The 16,401-nt window shown below is 50.0% G+C and carries 14 protein-coding genes; 7 read left to right on the top strand and 7 right to left on the bottom strand.

The genetic code is table 11. The features are described 5' to 3' along the window. Positions 1-81 (top strand): endoribonuclease YicC domain-containing protein (locus tag ACTHUE_RS03355; protein WP_440423031.1); only part of this gene is annotated, 81 nt, incomplete at its 5' end. A gap of 205 nt (positions 82-286) precedes the next feature. Next, on the top strand, positions 287-1,237 hold the full coding sequence (locus tag ACTHUE_RS03360) for a bile acid:sodium symporter family protein (protein ID WP_004519302.1): 951 nt from the start codon (positions 287-289) through the stop codon (positions 1,235-1,237). 71 nt (positions 1,238-1,308) lie between these two features. Here the strand turns inward: ACTHUE_RS03360 and ACTHUE_RS03365 are convergent, their stop codons facing one another. After that, positions 1,309-1,854: a TIGR00645 family protein gene (locus ACTHUE_RS03365; RefSeq protein WP_004519303.1), complete on the bottom strand. Its 546-nt coding sequence runs from the start codon at positions 1,852-1,854 to the stop codon at positions 1,309-1,311. A gap of 196 nt (positions 1,855-2,050) precedes the next feature. Here ACTHUE_RS03365 and ACTHUE_RS03370 point away from each other — a divergent pair, with 196 nt between their 5' ends. Next, the gene (locus ACTHUE_RS03370) at positions 2,051-2,821 is read left to right on the top strand and encodes a sulfite exporter TauE/SafE family protein (RefSeq protein WP_039862025.1); all 771 of its coding nucleotides are present in this window, start codon (positions 2,051-2,053) and stop codon (positions 2,819-2,821) included. Positions 2,822-2,870: 49 nt separating this feature from the next. Here the strand turns inward: ACTHUE_RS03370 and ACTHUE_RS03375 are convergent, their stop codons facing one another. The 4 genes from ACTHUE_RS03375 to ACTHUE_RS03390 form a co-directional block, all read right to left on the bottom strand. Further along, on the bottom strand, positions 2,871-4,466 hold the full coding sequence (locus ACTHUE_RS03375) for a peptide chain release factor 3 (RefSeq protein ID WP_070588308.1): 1,596 nt from the start codon (positions 4,464-4,466) through the stop codon (positions 2,871-2,873). Between the two features lie 213 nt (positions 4,467-4,679). Further along, entirely contained in the window at positions 4,680-5,822 is a 1,143-nt protein-coding gene (locus ACTHUE_RS03380; protein WP_049335376.1) for an NADH-dependent flavin oxidoreductase, read from the bottom strand. Between the two features lie 118 nt (positions 5,823-5,940). Next, on the bottom strand, positions 5,941-7,005 hold the full coding sequence (locus ACTHUE_RS03385; protein WP_003745670.1) for a 2,3-butanediol dehydrogenase: 1,065 nt from the start codon (positions 7,003-7,005) through the stop codon (positions 5,941-5,943). 232 nt (positions 7,006-7,237) lie between these two features. Then, complete coding sequence (locus ACTHUE_RS03390; RefSeq protein WP_049335378.1) at positions 7,238-8,296, bottom strand: histone deacetylase family protein; 1,059 nt, start codon at positions 8,294-8,296, stop codon at positions 7,238-7,240. Positions 8,297-8,473: 177 nt separating this feature from the next. Between ACTHUE_RS03390 and yajC the strand changes: the two genes are divergently transcribed. The 4 genes from yajC (at position 8,474) to ACTHUE_RS03410 (ending at position 12,813) form a co-directional block, all read left to right on the top strand. After that, complete coding sequence (yajC, locus tag ACTHUE_RS03395; RefSeq protein ID WP_003675720.1) at positions 8,474-8,740, top strand: preprotein translocase subunit YajC; 267 nt, start codon at positions 8,474-8,476, stop codon at positions 8,738-8,740. A gap of 75 nt (positions 8,741-8,815) precedes the next feature. Beyond that, the gene (gene secD / locus ACTHUE_RS03400; protein ID WP_004519309.1) at positions 8,816-10,669 is read left to right on the top strand and encodes a protein translocase subunit SecD; all 1,854 of its coding nucleotides are present in this window, start codon (positions 8,816-8,818) and stop codon (positions 10,667-10,669) included. A gap of 3 nt (positions 10,670-10,672) precedes the next feature. Then, the gene (gene secF, locus ACTHUE_RS03405; protein ID WP_003686183.1) at positions 10,673-11,608 is read left to right on the top strand and encodes a protein translocase subunit SecF; all 936 of its coding nucleotides are present in this window, start codon (positions 10,673-10,675) and stop codon (positions 11,606-11,608) included. Between the two features lie 323 nt (positions 11,609-11,931). Continuing rightward, entirely contained in the window at positions 11,932-12,813 is an 882-nt protein-coding gene (locus ACTHUE_RS03410) for a carbohydrate kinase family protein (protein ID WP_049330901.1), read from the top strand. A gap of 79 nt (positions 12,814-12,892) precedes the next feature. On the opposite strand, the gene ACTHUE_RS03415 is transcribed toward ACTHUE_RS03410, so the two are convergent. Both ACTHUE_RS03415 and ACTHUE_RS03420 read right to left on the bottom strand, forming a co-directional pair. After that, positions 12,893-13,450, bottom strand: coding sequence for a nitroreductase family protein (locus tag ACTHUE_RS03415; protein WP_049330902.1), 558 nt, complete (start codon positions 13,448-13,450; stop codon positions 12,893-12,895). A 110-nt stretch (positions 13,451-13,560) separates the two neighbouring features. After that, positions 13,561-16,299, bottom strand: coding sequence for a calcium-binding protein (locus ACTHUE_RS03420; protein ID WP_049335380.1), 2,739 nt, complete (start codon positions 16,297-16,299; stop codon positions 13,561-13,563). Between the last annotated feature and the right edge of the window lie 102 nt (positions 16,300-16,401).

Below are 16,401 nucleotides of genomic sequence, written 5' to 3' on the forward strand. Positions count from 1 at the left end.
GCCGCCGAATGCACGCAAGCGTCGGTTGAACTGAAAGTCTTAATCGAACAAATGCGCGAACAGGTTCAAAATATCGAATAAATCGATAATGAACGGATAAAACAAGGCCGTCTGAAAAGGTTTCAGATGGCCTTTGTGTTGATATTGGGTGGAGTTAGTGTGGTTTGTTTTTAAACATTATTGGATGATGGATTTCCTGTTTCGTTACTGTCATTGCGCACAAGAGTTAATATGTGTTAAATTATGGCAATTATTGTCATGATAAAAACATACAAAGGAGTAAAATATGAACTTTCTGACCGCTATCAGTCGGCAAATGACCCGCTTCACCGCCTTGATTATCGTCCTTGCCTCCATTATCGCCTTTATCGAACCTGCTACGTTTTCATGGGTAAAAGGCGATACTCAAGTCGTTGTACTCGGTATCATCATGCTCGGTATGGGCATGACTTTAGGCAAAGAAGATTATCAAATTCTGGCGCAACGTCCGCTCGATATTTTTATCGGCGCCATCGCCCAATACACGATTATGCCCCTGCTCGCTATCGGTATTGCCAGAGCCTTTGACCTCTCGCCTGGATTAACGCTGGGTCTGGTTTTGGTCGGCACCTGCCCGGGCGGTGTTTCGTCCAATATCATGAGTTTTTTGGCTAAAGGCGATGTCGCCTTTTCAGTCGGTATGACCACCGTCTCCACCGTCCTTGCGCCTGTGATGACGCCGCTGTGGATGACTTATTTGGTCGGACAAACCGTCGAAATGGACGGCTGGGGTATGTTCAAATTTATGTTGCTCGTTACCTTGTTGCCTGTGGTTATCGGTTCTGCCGCCAATATATTGCTGCATAAAAAACACTGGTTTGAAGACGTGCGCGCGATTATGCCTGCTGTTGCCGTTGTCGCGTTTGCCTGCATCGTCGGCGGCGTTGCTGCCGTTCACGGCCACCGCTTTGCTGAATCCGCCTTCGTTATGGTACTCGCCATCGCTGCCCACAACATCGGTGGCTACATCCTCGGCTATTACAGCGGCGCACTGACCGGCATGAACACCGCCAAAAAACGCACTCTTGCCATCGAAGTCGGCGTACAAAATGCCGGACTTGCCACCGGTTTGAGTGCTAAATTTTTCCCCGGTAATGCCGAATCTGCCGTTGCCGCCGCCGTTGCCTGCGTTTGGCACTCTGTGTCAGGAACGGTTTTGGGCAATTTGTTTGCCTGGTGGGACAAGCGTAAGCAATAAGCTGTAAACATTGCCAGATAGCAAAAGGCCGTCTGAAATATTTCAGACGGCCTTTTGATTGCCTTTTATTATCAATGCGCTTTATGCGTCGTGCTGTACACGATTTTGTCCGTTAAAGCCATGGCGAGGGCGGAAATCAGGAAGCAGATGTGGGTAATACATTGCCACATGATTTGTTTTTCCGACAGATTGGCGGCGTTGAGGAAGGTTTGCAGCAGATGGATGGAGGAAATGCTGATGATGGACATCGACAGCTTAACCTTCAAAACCGAAGCATTGACATGGCTGAGCCATTCGGGCTGGTCGGGATGTTCGTCAACGTGAAGGCGGGAGACGAAGGTCTCGTAGCCGCCGACAATGACCATGGTCAGCAGGTTGGCAATCATCACAACATCAATCAGGTTCAATACGGCGATCATGATGGTGTTTTCATCCATGATGCTGAAATTGGATACCAAGTGCCACAAGGATTTGAGGAACTTACAGGCATAAATGACTTGGGCGATAATCAAGCCTATATAAATCGGCAGTTGCAGCCAGCGGCTGGCAAAAATGAAATGCGCGAAGATGCCCATTCGGTCGTGGGCTGTGCGTTTGGTCGGGGTGGAATGTTCCATAAAATGTGTTGTGTGTAGGAAAGATAAGGGGCGGCATTTTAATGGAAAAATTTTTAAGCCGCAATTTGAGCGGTTGAATTTAAAAAGAAAGGCCGTCTGAAAACAGGATATCGTTCCTTGTTTTTCAGACGGCCTTGTAGGTTGTCAGGACAGGCAAATACGCGCAAAATCGCTTTGCTTTTTAGAGATGGACATTATGCTTGCAGATTCGTTTTTTTATTATCTGGTGTTGGTCGGCTTTGCCGCAGGGCTGATGGATGCGGCGGTTGGCGGAGGCGGGCTATTGCAGATTCCCGGATTATTCAACCTATTGCCAAACGCTACACCTGTGGCCTCGGTAATGGGTGTCAATAAATTTGCTTCCTGCTGCGGCACGCTGACTGCGACGGGGCAATACCTGCGCCGAATCCCCGTGCCGTGGAAAATGCTGCTGCCTGCCGCGGTGTTGGCATTTGTCGCTTCATATTTGGGCGCGAAAACGGTGGTGTATTTCCCCGTGCAATACATGAAACCGACGATGTTGGTCATCATGATTGCCATGTGTCTGTACACTTTTTTGAAAAAAGACTTGGGACAGACGGTGCGCACTGAAAAGCTGACGCGCCGCGAAACTTTATGGGGCTTATTTTTCGGCGCGTTAATCGGGTTTTACGACGGCGTGTTCGGGCCGGGAACGGGCAGCCTGCTGGCTTTTGTGTTCGTCCGCTTTTACGGCTATGATTTTTTAGCGGCTAACGCCTCGGCAAAGGTCATCAATTCGACCACCAATCTTGCTGCGCTGACGTTTTTTATTCCGCAAGGCCATGTTGTGTGGGCATGGGCGATACCGTTGGCGGTGGCGAATTTGTGCGGCGGCGTGGTCGGCGCGCGCTTGGCAATGCGCGGCGGAACCAGGCTGCTGCGTTATGGGTTTATGTTGCTGCTGTGCCTGACCATCGGAAAGTTTGCTTGGGATTTATTGGGTTGATATCGAATGAAAAAAAGGCCGTCTGAAAGTTTCAGACGGCCTTTGCGTTTTACAGTTTAACCGAATGCTCGCGCGTTTCGTGGAACACGATGTCCGGCCAGCGTTCCTGCGTCAGGTTTAAGTTGACGCGGTTAGGCGCAAGGTAGGCGAGGTTGCCGCCTGCGTCTATCGCCAGATTGCCTGCGTTAGCTTTTTCAAATTCCGCCAGCTTTTTCTTGTCTTCGCACGATACCCAGCGCGCCGACCAGATGGATGCGCTGTCGAACACGGCTTCTACGCCGTATTCGTTGGCCAGCCGCGAGGTAACGACTTCAAACTGCAACACGCCGACCGCGCCCAAAATCAAATCTGCGCCGCTCATCGGTTTGAAGACTTGTACCGCGCCTTCTTCGCCGAGTTGCTGCAAACCTTTTTGCAGTTGCTTGATTTTCAGCGGATTTTTGATGCGGACGCTGCGGAACAGTTCGGGTGCGAAGAAGGGAATGCCGGTAAATGCCAGTTGTTCGCCTTCGGAGAAGCTGTCGCCGATTTGGATGTTGCCGTGGTTCGGGATGCCGATGATGTCGCCGGCGTAGGCTTCTTCCACCAGCTCGCGGTCGTGCGACATGAAGGTTACCACGCTGGAGGCGGCGATTTCGCGGTTGATGCGCAGATGTTTCATCTTCATGCCGCGCTCGAATTTACCGGAGCAGACGCGCAAGAAGGCGATGCGGTCGCGGTGTTTCGGGTCCATATTGGCTTGGATTTTAAAGATAAATCCGGAAAACTTCGGCTCATCTGGCTCGACCATGCGTACGGTCGCATCGCGCGGTTTCGGCGCAGGCGCCCATTCAATCAATGAATTGAGGATTTCCTGAATACCGAAGTTGTTAATTGCCGAACCGAAGAACACGGGCGTGAGTTCGCCGGCGAGGAATTCGTCGAGATTGAACTCGTTGGAAGCCGCCTGCACCAATTCGATTTCGTCGCGCAACTGTTGGATTTCCAACGGAAAGCGTTGTTCCAATTCGGGATTGTCGATGCCTTTGATGATGTCGAACTCGTGCGGCAGGCGTTCACCGCCCGCTTCAAAGAGATAGATTTCGTCGTTCAGGATGTGGTACACGCCTTTGAAGTTTTTGCCCATGCCGATTGGCCAAGTTACGGGCGCGCAGCGGATTTGCAGGATGTTTTCTACTTCGTCCAAGAGTTCCAGCGAATCGCGCACTTCGCGGTCGTATTTGTTCATGAACGTAACAATCGGCGTATTGCGCAGGCGGCAGACGTTCAAGAGTTTGATGGTTTGCGCTTCCACGCCTTTTGCCGCGTCGATGACCATCAAGGCGCTGTCGACGGCGGTCAATACGCGGTAGGTATCTTCGGAGAAATCTTGGTGTCCCGGCGTGTCCAAGAGGTTGACGGTATGGTCTTTGTAGTCGAACTGCATCACGCTTGATGCCACGGAAATGCCACGCTGCTTCTCGATTTCCATCCAGTCGGAGGTGGCGAATTTGCCGGTTTTCTTGCCTTTTACCGTACCCGCGCTCTGAATCGCGCCTGAAAACAGCAACAGTTTTTCGGTCAGCGTGGTTTTACCCGCGTCAGGGTGGGAGATGATGGCAAACGTGCGGCGGCGGCGCACTTGGTCGAGGATTTCTTGGGACATGGTTTTCTTTGCAAAAAGTTTCAGGCCGCTTTTTCAGACGGCCTGAAGGGTATGGGTGTTGGAAAACAGGCTAAAATAAGGGCGTGTGCGACACGCCCTGCAATAGATTGAAAGATGCGGAATTGTACAAAAAAATGCTTGATAATTCAATGTTTGCACCAAACCAAAGGCCGTCTGAAAAGTTTCAGACGGCCTTGTGCTATGAATCGATGATTAAATATCCATCGGTTTCCATTCCGCGCCTTTTACCGGCGGCAGCCATGATTGCGTACCGCTGGAGGCAAATCCCCACAAGGTGTCGGGGAGGCCGTAATGGTCGGCGCGTGTCGGGTCGAGTTGCGTTTCGATTTCAGCTTCGCGGCCTTCGCGGATTTGCGTGGCGATGTGCGGATTAATCATCACGGTTTTGCCCAAGGCGATAAATTCTGCCCAGCCGGTTTCATAGGCGGCCAAAATTTGGTCGGCGGTAAACAGGTTGCCCACGCCGATAAGCGGCAGTTTGCCGTTGATGCGTTCGTGGATAAACTGCATACGGGTTTGGGCGGTATCGCCGCCGCGACGGATTTTTTTATCAAATTCCCACAGGGAAACGTGCAGATATTGCAGCGGTTTTTGTACCAATGCGTCAATCAGTGCGCCGGTTTCGGTCATGGTTAAGCCGTCTTCGCCCGGCTCTTCGGGGGAGAAGCGGTAGCCGATAATGAAATCGTCGCGCTGGTGTTTTTCTCGGACGGCAACCACGGCATCGACAACGGCCAGCGGGAAGCGCATTCTGTTTTCCAAGCTGCCGCCCCATTGGTCGTTGCGGCGGTTGCTTTGGGCAGAGTAAAACTGTTGGATTAAATAGCCGTTCGCACCGTGGATTTCCACGCCGTCAAAACCGGCACGAAGCGCCAAATCGGCGGCTTGCGCATAAGAGGCGATGAGTGCTTCGACTTCTTCTGCGGTCGCTTCGCGTGCGTGTTCGGCTTCGTTGGCGGAAGCGCTGATTTTGTCGAGACCGTCCAAAAGGTCATCAATGGCTTTGGAACCGCCGTGATGGATTTGCAAAATCGCTTTTGTGCCTTGTTGTCGCAGGATTTGTGCGGTTTCTTTCAGGCTGTCGAGGCAGTGTTCGCCTGTGGCTTCAGGTTGGCCGTGAAAGGCTTTGCCGTCTTTTTGAACCAAAGTGGCGGCCGTGATAAACAGGCCCATATCGCCTGCGCGGTTGCTGAGGAAGGTACGCTCTTGGTCGCTGATTAAACCGTCGGTTTGTGAACCGAAATGGGTCATGGGGGCGACGGCAAGGCGGTTTTTGATGGTTACGCCGTTATTGAGGGTGTATGTTTGAAAGAGTGGGGCGTATTTTGGATTCATGAGATTTTGCTCTTGATAAGTGAATGGTTGGCAGAGGATTGGGCCATTCGGGAATTTATCAAGTAAACAGGCCGTCTGAAAAGTTTCAGACGGCCTGTTTATTCTTTAAGCCTTAGGATTAAAGATTAGGATTAACAATGATTTTTACTGCGGATTCATTGTTGTGGATCAAGCGCTCGAAGCCTTCGGAAATCAATTCGTCCAGTTTGATGCGTTGGGTGATGAAAGGCTCAAGGTTGATTTTGCCTTCTTCAACCAATTTGATGGTTTCGGCGTGGTCGTTGCAGTAGGCGATGGTGCCGCGCACGTCCAGCTCTTTCATCACAACGCTGTGGACGTTGATGGTAGCGGGGTGGCTCCAAATGGATACGATGACGACTTTCGCAGTCGGACGGCATGCTTCGACCATGGTGTCCAGCACTTTGTTGACGCTGGTGCATTCGAATGCAACGTCTACGCCTTCGCCGTTGGTCAGTTTTTTCACTTCTTCAACGACATCGACTTCGGATGGGTCGAGGATGTAGTCGGCCACGCCGGCTTCGCGTGCTTTGTCTTTACGCGCTTTGCTCAATTCGGTGATGATGACTTTGATGCCTTTGGCTTTCAGTACGGCAGCCAACAGCAAACCGATTGGGCCTGCGCCGCCGACCAATGCGACGTCGCCTTCTTTCGCGCCACTGCGTACATAAGCATGGTGGCCGACAGACAGAGGCTCAATCAAAGCAGCTTGGTCCAATGGGATTTTGTCGGAAATAGGGTGTACCCAACGGCGTTTAACGGCAATTTTTTCAGACAAGCCGCCACCGCAGCCGCCCAAGCCGATGAAGTTCATGTCTTTGGAGAGGTGGTAGTTGCTGCCTTCGCCGGTCGGTACGTCGTCGCGGATGATGTAGGGTTCGACAACAACGTGTTGACCGACTTTGATGTCGTCCACGCCTTCGCCTACGGCATAAACCACGCCGGAGAACTCGTGACCCATGGTGACTGGCGCAGACTCGCCGGAGATTGGGTGCGGATGGCCGCAAGGCGGAATGAAAATCGGGCCTTCCATGAATTCATGCAGGTCTGTACCGCAGATACCGCACCAAGCAACATTGATGCCGACAGTACCCGGAGCTACGGTTGGCTCGGGAATGTCTTCGATGCGGATGTCGCCTTTGTTATAAAAACGTGCTGCTTTCATTGTAACGCTCCTTTTTTAAAGTGGAGGCCGTCTGAAAAAGACGGTCAATTGGGGAAAGGGAAGCAGTGTGGCGTGTGAAATGTTTTTATTGATATGTTTTATGTTTGTTATTTTACTACTGATAATATGGAAATGGTTTGTCTTTGCTCAAATTAAAGTTTGTAAATGAAAAAAAAGGCCTTCTGAAATGGATAATCTGTTTTCAGACGGCCTGGGCAATAGTTTGAATGCGTTATGGTGTAGGATTGTTACTTTTGCCGCGCTTCAGATGCTTTTGGTAGGCGATGACGTAATCGGCCTTGCTTAAGCCCGCCAATACGCGGATGTGGGCGGCGGCGGATTTGGACATGGATTCCAAGGTATAGCCGCCTTCCAGCACGGAAACAACACGTCCTTGGCAGCTTGCCGTTGCTTGGACGATTTTGTGCGTCAGCCAGGCAAAATCGGCTTCATGCAGGTTCAGACGGCCTGTTTCGTCTTGTTTATGCCCGTCAAAACCTGCCGAAAGCAACACCAACTCGGGGCGGAAGGCCGTGAGCTTGGGCAGCCATTGTTCGCGGATGGTCGTGCGGAAGATACGGCTGCCTGTGCCTGGTTTGAGGGGCGTATGCAGCATATTTTTATTGCCGGCGTATTGTTCCGCCTGAGGGAAGGGAAAGATATCGGTTTCAAACAGGTTGAAAAACATCACGCGCGGATCGTCTTGGAGAATCTCCGCCGTTCCATCGCCGAAGTGGACGTCGAAATCGATGACGGCGATGCGTTGCAAGCGGTATTGGGCAATGGCGTGCATCACGCCGGTGGCGGTGTTGTTGATCAGGCAAAATCCGCCGGCGCTGTTGCTGTGGGCATGGTGGCCTGGCGGGCGGATGGCGCAAAAAGCATGCCAGGCTTTTTTATTCATCACCATATCGACTGCCTTGACAACGGCTCCGGCCGCAAAACGGGCGGCTTGAAGGGAGTCGTGGCAGATGACCGTATCGTCATCGATGCGGTGGATTTTGCCGGGGAGCGGCTGGGCGGCTTCCAACTCGTGCAGATAGTTGCGCGAGTGGACCAATGCCAGCTGCGCATCTTTGATTTCCGGTGCTTCGGTGGTTTGCAGGCGACGCCAAATGCCTTCTTGTTTTAAGGCAGTTTGAATGGAGCTGATGCGTTCGGGCCTGTCGGGATGGTTAGGCCCCGGCTGGTGCTGTAGGAATATCGGATGCGAAATCCATACGGTGCGGGCGTTTTTGCCAAACAAACGGCGTAGGCGGGTGCTGATGCGCCAAAGGATTTTTTTGAACATGGAACAGTATGTGTCGGACAAGTCGTAAAGACTGCTAAATATGGTTAATAAATACGGAAATACTTGGAAATTTTTCAGACGACCTTTAGAATAGCTCAATTTTACAGTCCAACCAATGTATTTGATTGCAGTGTGCAGTTTTTTACTTAATCTAAAACTTGAAAGAACGGATATATTATGAATCAAGCAGTGGCTCAATTTGCCCCTTTAGTGCTGATCATGGTGGTGTTCTACTTCCTGATTATGCGTCCTCAACAAAAGAAATTCAAAGCGCACCAAGCGATGTTGGCCGCTTTGAAAGTCGGCGATAAAGTCGTTTTGGCGGCAGGCTTCAAAGGCCGCGTGACCAAAGTCGGCGAGCAATTCTACACTGTCGACATCGGTCAAGGTGCGAAAATCGAAGTGGAAGTTGAGCGCAACGCGATTGCCGCGAAAGCCGAATAATCCGTTTTTTTGCAAAAAGCCGCCTCATTTTCCGAGCGCGGCTGTTTGCCTTTATAAATAAAGCAAAGGTTTACCATGAACCGTTATCCTTTATGGAAATACCTGCTGATTGCGTTCACGATTGTGGTTGCGGCTGTTTACTCGCTGCCCAACCTTTTCGGTGAAACGCCTGCCGTACAGGTATCGACCAACCGACAAGCCATCGTTATCAATGAGCAAACCCAGTCTAAAGTGGATGCCGCGCTGAAACAGGCAGGTATTCAGACTGATGGTATGTTCATCGTCGACAACTCGCTGAAAGTGCGTTTCAAAGATACCGAAACGCAACTGAAAGCGCGCGACGTCATCGAAAATACTTTGGGCGAGGGCTATATTACCGCGCTCAACCTGTTGGCAGACAGCCCTGAGTGGATGGCGAAAATCAAAGCCAATCCGATGTTCCTGGGTCTGGACTTGCGCGGCGGCGTGCATTTCACCATGCAGGTGGACATGAAAGCCGCGATGCAGAAAACGTTTGAACGTTATTCCGGCGATATCCGCCGCGAATTGCGCCGCGAAAAAATCCGTACCGGCACGGTGCATCAGACTGAAAACGGTCTGACCGTGCCTTTGCAAGATGCTGCCGATGTACAAAAAGCCTTGCCTCAGTTGCAAAAATTGTTCCCTGAAGCCACGCTGCTGCCGGACGGTAACAATATCGTGCTGACTTTGTCTGAAGAGGCAATCAATAAAGTACGTTCTGATGCAGTTAAACAAAATATCAATACGTTGCACAACCGTGTGAACGAATTGGGCGTAGCCGAACCGGTTATCCAACAATCCGGCCTTGACCGCATTGTCGTACAGCTGCCGGGCGTGCAAGATACTGCCAAAGCAAAAGATATTATCGGTCGTACTGCGACTTTGGAAGTGCGTATGGTGGAAGACGATCCGATCAAACTGCAAGAAGCTTTGAACGGCAATGTGCCGACCGGTTACGAATTGCTGTCAAGCGGTGGCGATCATCCGGAAACTATCTTGGTCAACAAACAAGTTGAACTAACCGGCGACAACATCAACGATGCGCAACCTAGCTTTGACCAAATGGGCGCGCCTGCCGTGAGCCTGAGCCTGGATAGTGCGGGCGGCAGCATTTTTGGCGAATTGACTTCGGCCAATGTGGGTAAACGTATGGCTATGGTGTTGATCGACCAAGGTAAATCCGAAGTCGTGACCGCGCCTGTCATCCGAGCCGCCATTACCGGTGGCCGCGTGGAGATTTCCGGCAGCATGACGACAGCCGAAGCCAACGATACTTCATTGTTGCTGCGCGCCGGTTCGCTGGCCGCGCCGATGCAGATTGTCGAAGAACGTACCATCGGCCCGTCTTTGGGTAAAGAAAACATTGAAAAAGGTTTCCACTCTACCTTGTGGGGCTTTGCCGCTGTTGCTGCATTCATGGTGATTTACTATCGCTTGATGGGTTTCTTCTCTACCATTGCCTTGAGTACCAATATCTTGTTTTTGGTGGGTATTTTGTCTGCCATGCAGGCAACGCTGACCTTGCCGGGTATTGCCGCCTTGGCTTTGACCTTGGGTATGGCGATTGACTCCAACGTGTTGATTAATGAACGTATCCGTGAGGAACTGCGTGCCGGTGTCGTACCACAGCAGGCCATCAACCTCGGTTTCCAACACGCTTGGGCAACCATTGTCGATTCCAACTTGACCTCCCTGATTGCCGGTATCGCTTTGTTGGTATTCGGTTCCGGCCCGGTACGCGGTTTTGCGGTTGTACACTGTATCGGTATTCTGACTTCGATGTATTCATCCGTGGTCGTGTTCCGTGCTTTGGTCAACCTGTGGTACGGCCGTCGCCGCAAATTGCAAAATATTTCCATCGGTTCGGTATGGAAGCCGAAAGCTGAAATGGCAGAAGGCAAGGAGTAAAACATGGAATTATTTAAAATCAAACGTGATATTCCGTTTATGAGCTACGGCAAACTGACGACTTTTATTTCGTTGGTTACGTTTATCGCCGCCGTGTTCTTTTTGGTAACCAAAGGCCTGAATTTCTCCGTCGAATTTACAGGCGGTACGGTGATGGAAGTCCAATATCAGCAGGGCGTGGATGTGAATAAAACGCGCGAACGCCTCGATACGCTGAAAATGGGTGATGTACAGGTTCAGGCCTTGGGTACGAATAAACACATTATGATTCGCCTGCCGAACAAAGAAGGCGTAACGTCTGCACAGCTGTCCAACCAAGTGATGGATTTGCTGAAAAAAGACAACCCTGACGTTACCTTGCGCCAAGTCGAATTCATCGGCCCTCAGGTTGGTGAAGAATTGGTTACCAATGGTTTGATGGCATTGGGCTTCGTGGTGGCAGGTATTATTATTTACTTGTCCATGCGTTTTGAGTGGCGTTTTGCAGTATCCGCGATTATTGCGAATATGCACGATATCGTGATTATTCTCGGCTGTTTCGCCTTCTTCCAATGGGAATTCTCATTGACTGTCTTGGCAGGTATCTTGGCTGTTTTGGGTTATTCCGTAAACGAATCTGTGGTGGTATTTGACCGTATTCGCGAAAACTTCCGCAAGCCGCATATGCGCGGCCACACTGTGCCGGAAGTCATCGACAACGCGATTACTGCAACCATGAGCCGTACCATCATTACCCACGGTTCGACCGAGGCAATGGTTGTTTCTATGCTGGTGTTTGGCGGTGCAGCCTTGCACGGTTTCTCTATGGCGCTGACTATCGGTATCGTGTTCGGTATTTACTCTTCCGTATTGGTTGCCAGCCCGCTCTTGCTGATGTTTGGCTTGAGTCGTGAGAACATTGCCAAAGAAGTGAAGAAAAAAGAAGAAGTTGTAGTTTAATCGCTGCAATGCTGCGATAAAGGCCGTCTGAAAATTGATTGAATCAGTTTTCAGACGGCCTTTTGTATTTAAATTTCAGAATATTTTGTTTTAATGAAACAGGAGGGGATAAATGTGAAAGAAAAAGAAAAAATAGGAACAATATAATTTTGTGATGAATCAAGTTTATTGTCTGATATTCCCTTAATTGCTTGTCAGTCCCAATATTTTAAAACATAATACTTTTGCCCCCGATGCTGGAGTTTTACTACAAGTACATGATTTGCAAAAATCTGTCGGGTGTGCAGACCCTGCCAATCAACCTCAAAAAAGGAAGGCCAAGAATGAAAGTAACCAGTTTCGGCGAAGTGCTGTGGGACGATTTTCCAAACGGAAAGGTATTGGGTGGTGCACCCCTAAATGTTGCTGTCCGTTTGCAGTCTTTGGGTATCGATGCTGTCATCATCAGTCGTCGCGGCGATGATGCCGATGGCGAGGAATTGCTACGTCAAATTCAAAGTAAAAACGTCAATACTGATTATTTGCAGGTTTGTCACGAATGTGCGACCAGCTTGGTGAAAGTACACTTGGACAAGTCTGGCAGTGCGTCTTATGAGATTGTTTATCCTTGCGCGTGGGACAGGATTGCGGTTGATGATGCGGCAATCAAACGTGTGGCAGAATCAGATGCTTTCGTTTTTGGCAGCTTGGCAACCCGCGATGAAGTTTCGCGTAAAAGCTTGGCGGTTTTGCTGAAAGAAGCCAAATTCAAAATTTTTGACGTTAATCTGCGTAAGCCTCATTACGATATTGACCGCTTGCTTGAGACCATGAAACAGTCCGATATGGTCAAACTCAATGATGATGAGCTGTATGAGTTGGCTGCGGCTTACGGTTCTCCTTATCACAGTATCGAACAAAATATCGGCTACCTCGTTGAGCTGACCGGCGTCAAAATCTTGTGTGTGACTTTGGGTAGTCATGGCGCGGTTTTGTATAAGGACGGCGAGTTGTACCGTCATTGCGGTTTCCGCGTCAAAGTGGTGGATACTGTCGGCTCCGGCGACAGCTTTCTTGGTGGTTTGACTTACAAGCTGCTCAATAATGCGCCTCCTCAAGAAGCCATTGCTTTTGCTTGTGCGCTGGGTGCATTGGTGGCTTCACGTCATGGCGCGACGGCGGATATTTCTTTGGAAGAAGTTGAAGCGTTTATGAATCCTGCTTGATATTTTGACAAGAGACATAAAAAGGCCGTCTGAAAACCATTAAATCAGGTTTTTCAGACGGCCTTAGTATTTTCAGGCTTTACCAATAAGTTGTAAAACATTCTAAGTTGGTATTTTTCGGGCCGCTTCCTTCTTCGGTCGGCGAACCAATCATCATCAGGCCGATGATTTTGTCTTTGTCGGCACACTCAAATGCTTCGCGCAACAATGGGCTGTTGACCCACATGCCCGTAATCCAAACATTGTCGAAGCCTTGAGCAGAAGCAGCCAGTTGTAAAGCATAGGCGGCGCAGCCTGCAGTCAGCATTTGCTCCCATTCAGGTTTGGGTTTCGCCACTTCACGGTTTGGCGCAAATGTAACGCCAATAATCATAGGCGCCATGTTGCCGACGCGTTCGGCCTTTTTCATGGCATCATCACCGAAGTTGAGTTCGGTAACGGTCTTGCCCAAAAGCTCGCGGAAACGTTGTAAGCCGGCCTCGCTTTGAATTACAGTAAAGCGGTAAGGGCGCATATTGCCGTGATCAGGTACTTGTGTTGCCGCTTGCAGCATTTGTTCCAGTTGCTCGGCATTGGGTGCAGGAGCAGTCAGTTTTTTGGAAGAGCGACGAGTGGTGAGGAGATTTAAGGCATCCATTTTTATTCTTTCTTGTGAATTCGAATGAGAATAATTATATAGCAGAACGATAAATAAATCAGCAAAGGACTAAGGCCGTCTGAATTAAGGTTTCAGACGGCCTTTGAGTTTTACAGGATACCGTTGTTTTGTGTATTTTCAGTAATCAGTGCTTTGCTGATTTCATCGGCGGTGTAGCTCTTACCGTTTCCGAATACAAAGCTGTCGACATTATTGTTGGCAATGTCATGGATGGTCAGGGTGTCGCCTGTATCTTTGATGGTTAAGACCCAATCATCGCCGGTTTTCAACTGTAAATCTTTCAGCGTCAGCCCTTCTTTGAAAAGGACTTGGGTATCGCTGCCACCATACGGATTAAAGGTGTCGTTGCCGCTGTTTCTGCCAAACATGATAACGGTGTTGTCGGCACCCGGGTCGGTAATGGTATCGTTGCCGCCGGCCGTATCAACGATGTTGATGCCTCGGCCCAAAGTAATGGTTTCATCGCTTCGGTTGCCCCTGTATTCGACAACAGAAGTGTAATGCGACAAATCTAAATCGCTGTTGTCGCTATCGGCGTGGATGGTGTGATTGAAGTTGTTGTACACATCACGGTTGAGTTCTTCAACGGGTTGGCCTGTGTATTGGACGATGTTTTTGTTGCCGATCATGTGCGGGATAGACAGTTTGAAGTGGTTGATCAGCTCGCCTGTGCTGTATGAGGTATTGCCGTCAAACTGAAACTCGGAAATCGCACCATAAATACCGCTTTGGTTTTTGATGGTTAAAACATCGTCCGTGCCTTTAATGCGGATATGCCAAGTATCGCCATCCAACAGGGGGGGGGATACAAATTGGTTGCTGTCGGGTATGTCGGCAATCCCGGTTTTGTCGTAACCTTTTTCAACGGTAATTTCGAGGTCGTCAAGGGTAATGCCGCCGGTAAATTTAACGACATTAGCGTTGAGTCTGTGTAGGCTTGCCTCGCTATCAAAACCGAAGTTGTAGTCGAAAATGGTGTCGTGGCCGTAACCTTTTCCGAAAACATAGGTGTCGTTGTGTTCTCCGCCTTCCAGATAATCATTGCCTGCGCCGCCGTCGAGTAAGTCGGTGCCTACATGGGCATAGAGTTTGTCGTTACCGTTGCCGCCGTAGAGTTTATCGTCGGAAGCGGGTTCGTTGCCGTAATAGGTTTCGCTGTGTTCGCGCAAGATGTCATCGCCGTCGTGGCCATAGAGGATGTCGCGGCCGTCGTTGCCGCCGTCGATTTCATTGTTGCCTGCATTGCCATGCAAAGTGTCGTCGCCGTTTGTGCCGACAAAGTTAATGTTTTTGGCTTTCAGCGCTTGGAAGGCTTGTTGGAACTGTGCGGCAGTGTAAGTTTGGTCGCTGAACTGGAAACGGTCGATGGAAATGCTGCCATCAGCACCGATTTGGTTTTGAATCAAGGCTGAACCTTGATCCGAAGTAATTTCCCAGCTTTGGCTGCCATCATCGTTATGAATGGTCTTCAGGTTGAGCTTGGCATTGTTCAGGCCGTCTGAAAACTTGAGGGTATTGATGCCTTGGTTGTCGATAATGGTATCGTTGTCGCCGTAGATATAGGTATCGTTTCCGGCGCCGCCTTTCAGAATGTCTTTGCCGTTGCCGCCCATCAAAATATCGTTGCCAGCATCACCGTTGATGAGATCGTTACCGTCGCCGCCATCCAGATAATCGTTGCCGTCGCCGCCGTTGAGGTTGTCGTTGCCGCCCATGCCGTAAACGGTATCATCACCGCGTCCGCTGTTGAGGCGGTTGCGGCCTTCGTTACCGGTCAGGATGTTATTGCTGTTGTTGCCGGCGGCAAAAATATTGGCCGAGCCGGTCAAGGTAACATTTTCGACGTGGGTGGCGGCAGTATGGGAAATGCTGCTGAATACGGTGTCTTCGCCGCCGCCAGCCTGTTCGATAACCACGTCTTTTGTGTTATCAACATAGTAAGTGTCATTGCCGTCCCTGCCTTCCATAATGTCGGCACCGGCCTTGCCGTCGATAATATCATCGCCGGATGTGCCAATCAGGTGGTCATTGCCGTCGCTACCATCGATGGTCTTACCGCTTTCGGTATATTCAGTCAGGGAAATATCGAAATATTTGGCAAAGCTGTTTACATCCAGTTTTTGTGTGCCGATGATGAATTGGGAGACTGCCGGTGTTGTACCGTTTTGAGTGTATTGGTTTTTGATGGTTAAAACGGCGTTGCTGTTTTTCACGGCAATCAGCCAGTCTTGACCGCCGGTTTCGTTGTTTCGGGCTTCAACGGTTAAATCGTTAAGGCTTAGGTCGGTATGAAAGCGGATGCTGTTGTGGCCTTGATTGTCGATGATGGTGTCTTGCTCGCTTTTGGCAGAGAAAAGGTAGGTGTCGTCACCTTCGCCACCTTCAAGCACATCGTTGCCTGCTTCGCCATTTAGGGTGTCATTGCCTGTTTCGCCGAAAAGACAGTCGTTGCCTTCGCCGCCATTGATGAAATCGTTGCCGCCGCCGCCGTAAACGATGTCGTCACCGCGACCGCTGTTGAGGCGGTTGCGGCCTTCATTGCCGATGAGGATGTTGTTACTGTTGTTGCCTGCGCCGAAGATGTTGGCTGTACCGGTCAAAACAAGGTTTTCAACGTGGTTTGGAAGGGTATAGCTGACGTTGCTGTAAACCGTATCATCGCCTCCATTTGGGTTTTCAATGATTTTATCGTCGCTGCGGGTTACATAATAAACGTCATCTCTCGAAGTACCTGTTGTTGCTTGTGCAAGGGCGGAAGGTTGTAATTGCTCTAAATGTCGTAATTCAAATTGCGCATTGCGAATGCGCATTGCTTTTTCGATTGTCATGATATTTTCTTTAGATATTGATGAGAGTAACAAGGAAGTAAACGTATCCGGCATATGGCCGGTATTGCTTAATTTGTATTGTGTTTAGGCTGTATATACTAG

This window comes from Neisseria sp. P0021.S005, from assembly GCF_051956955.1.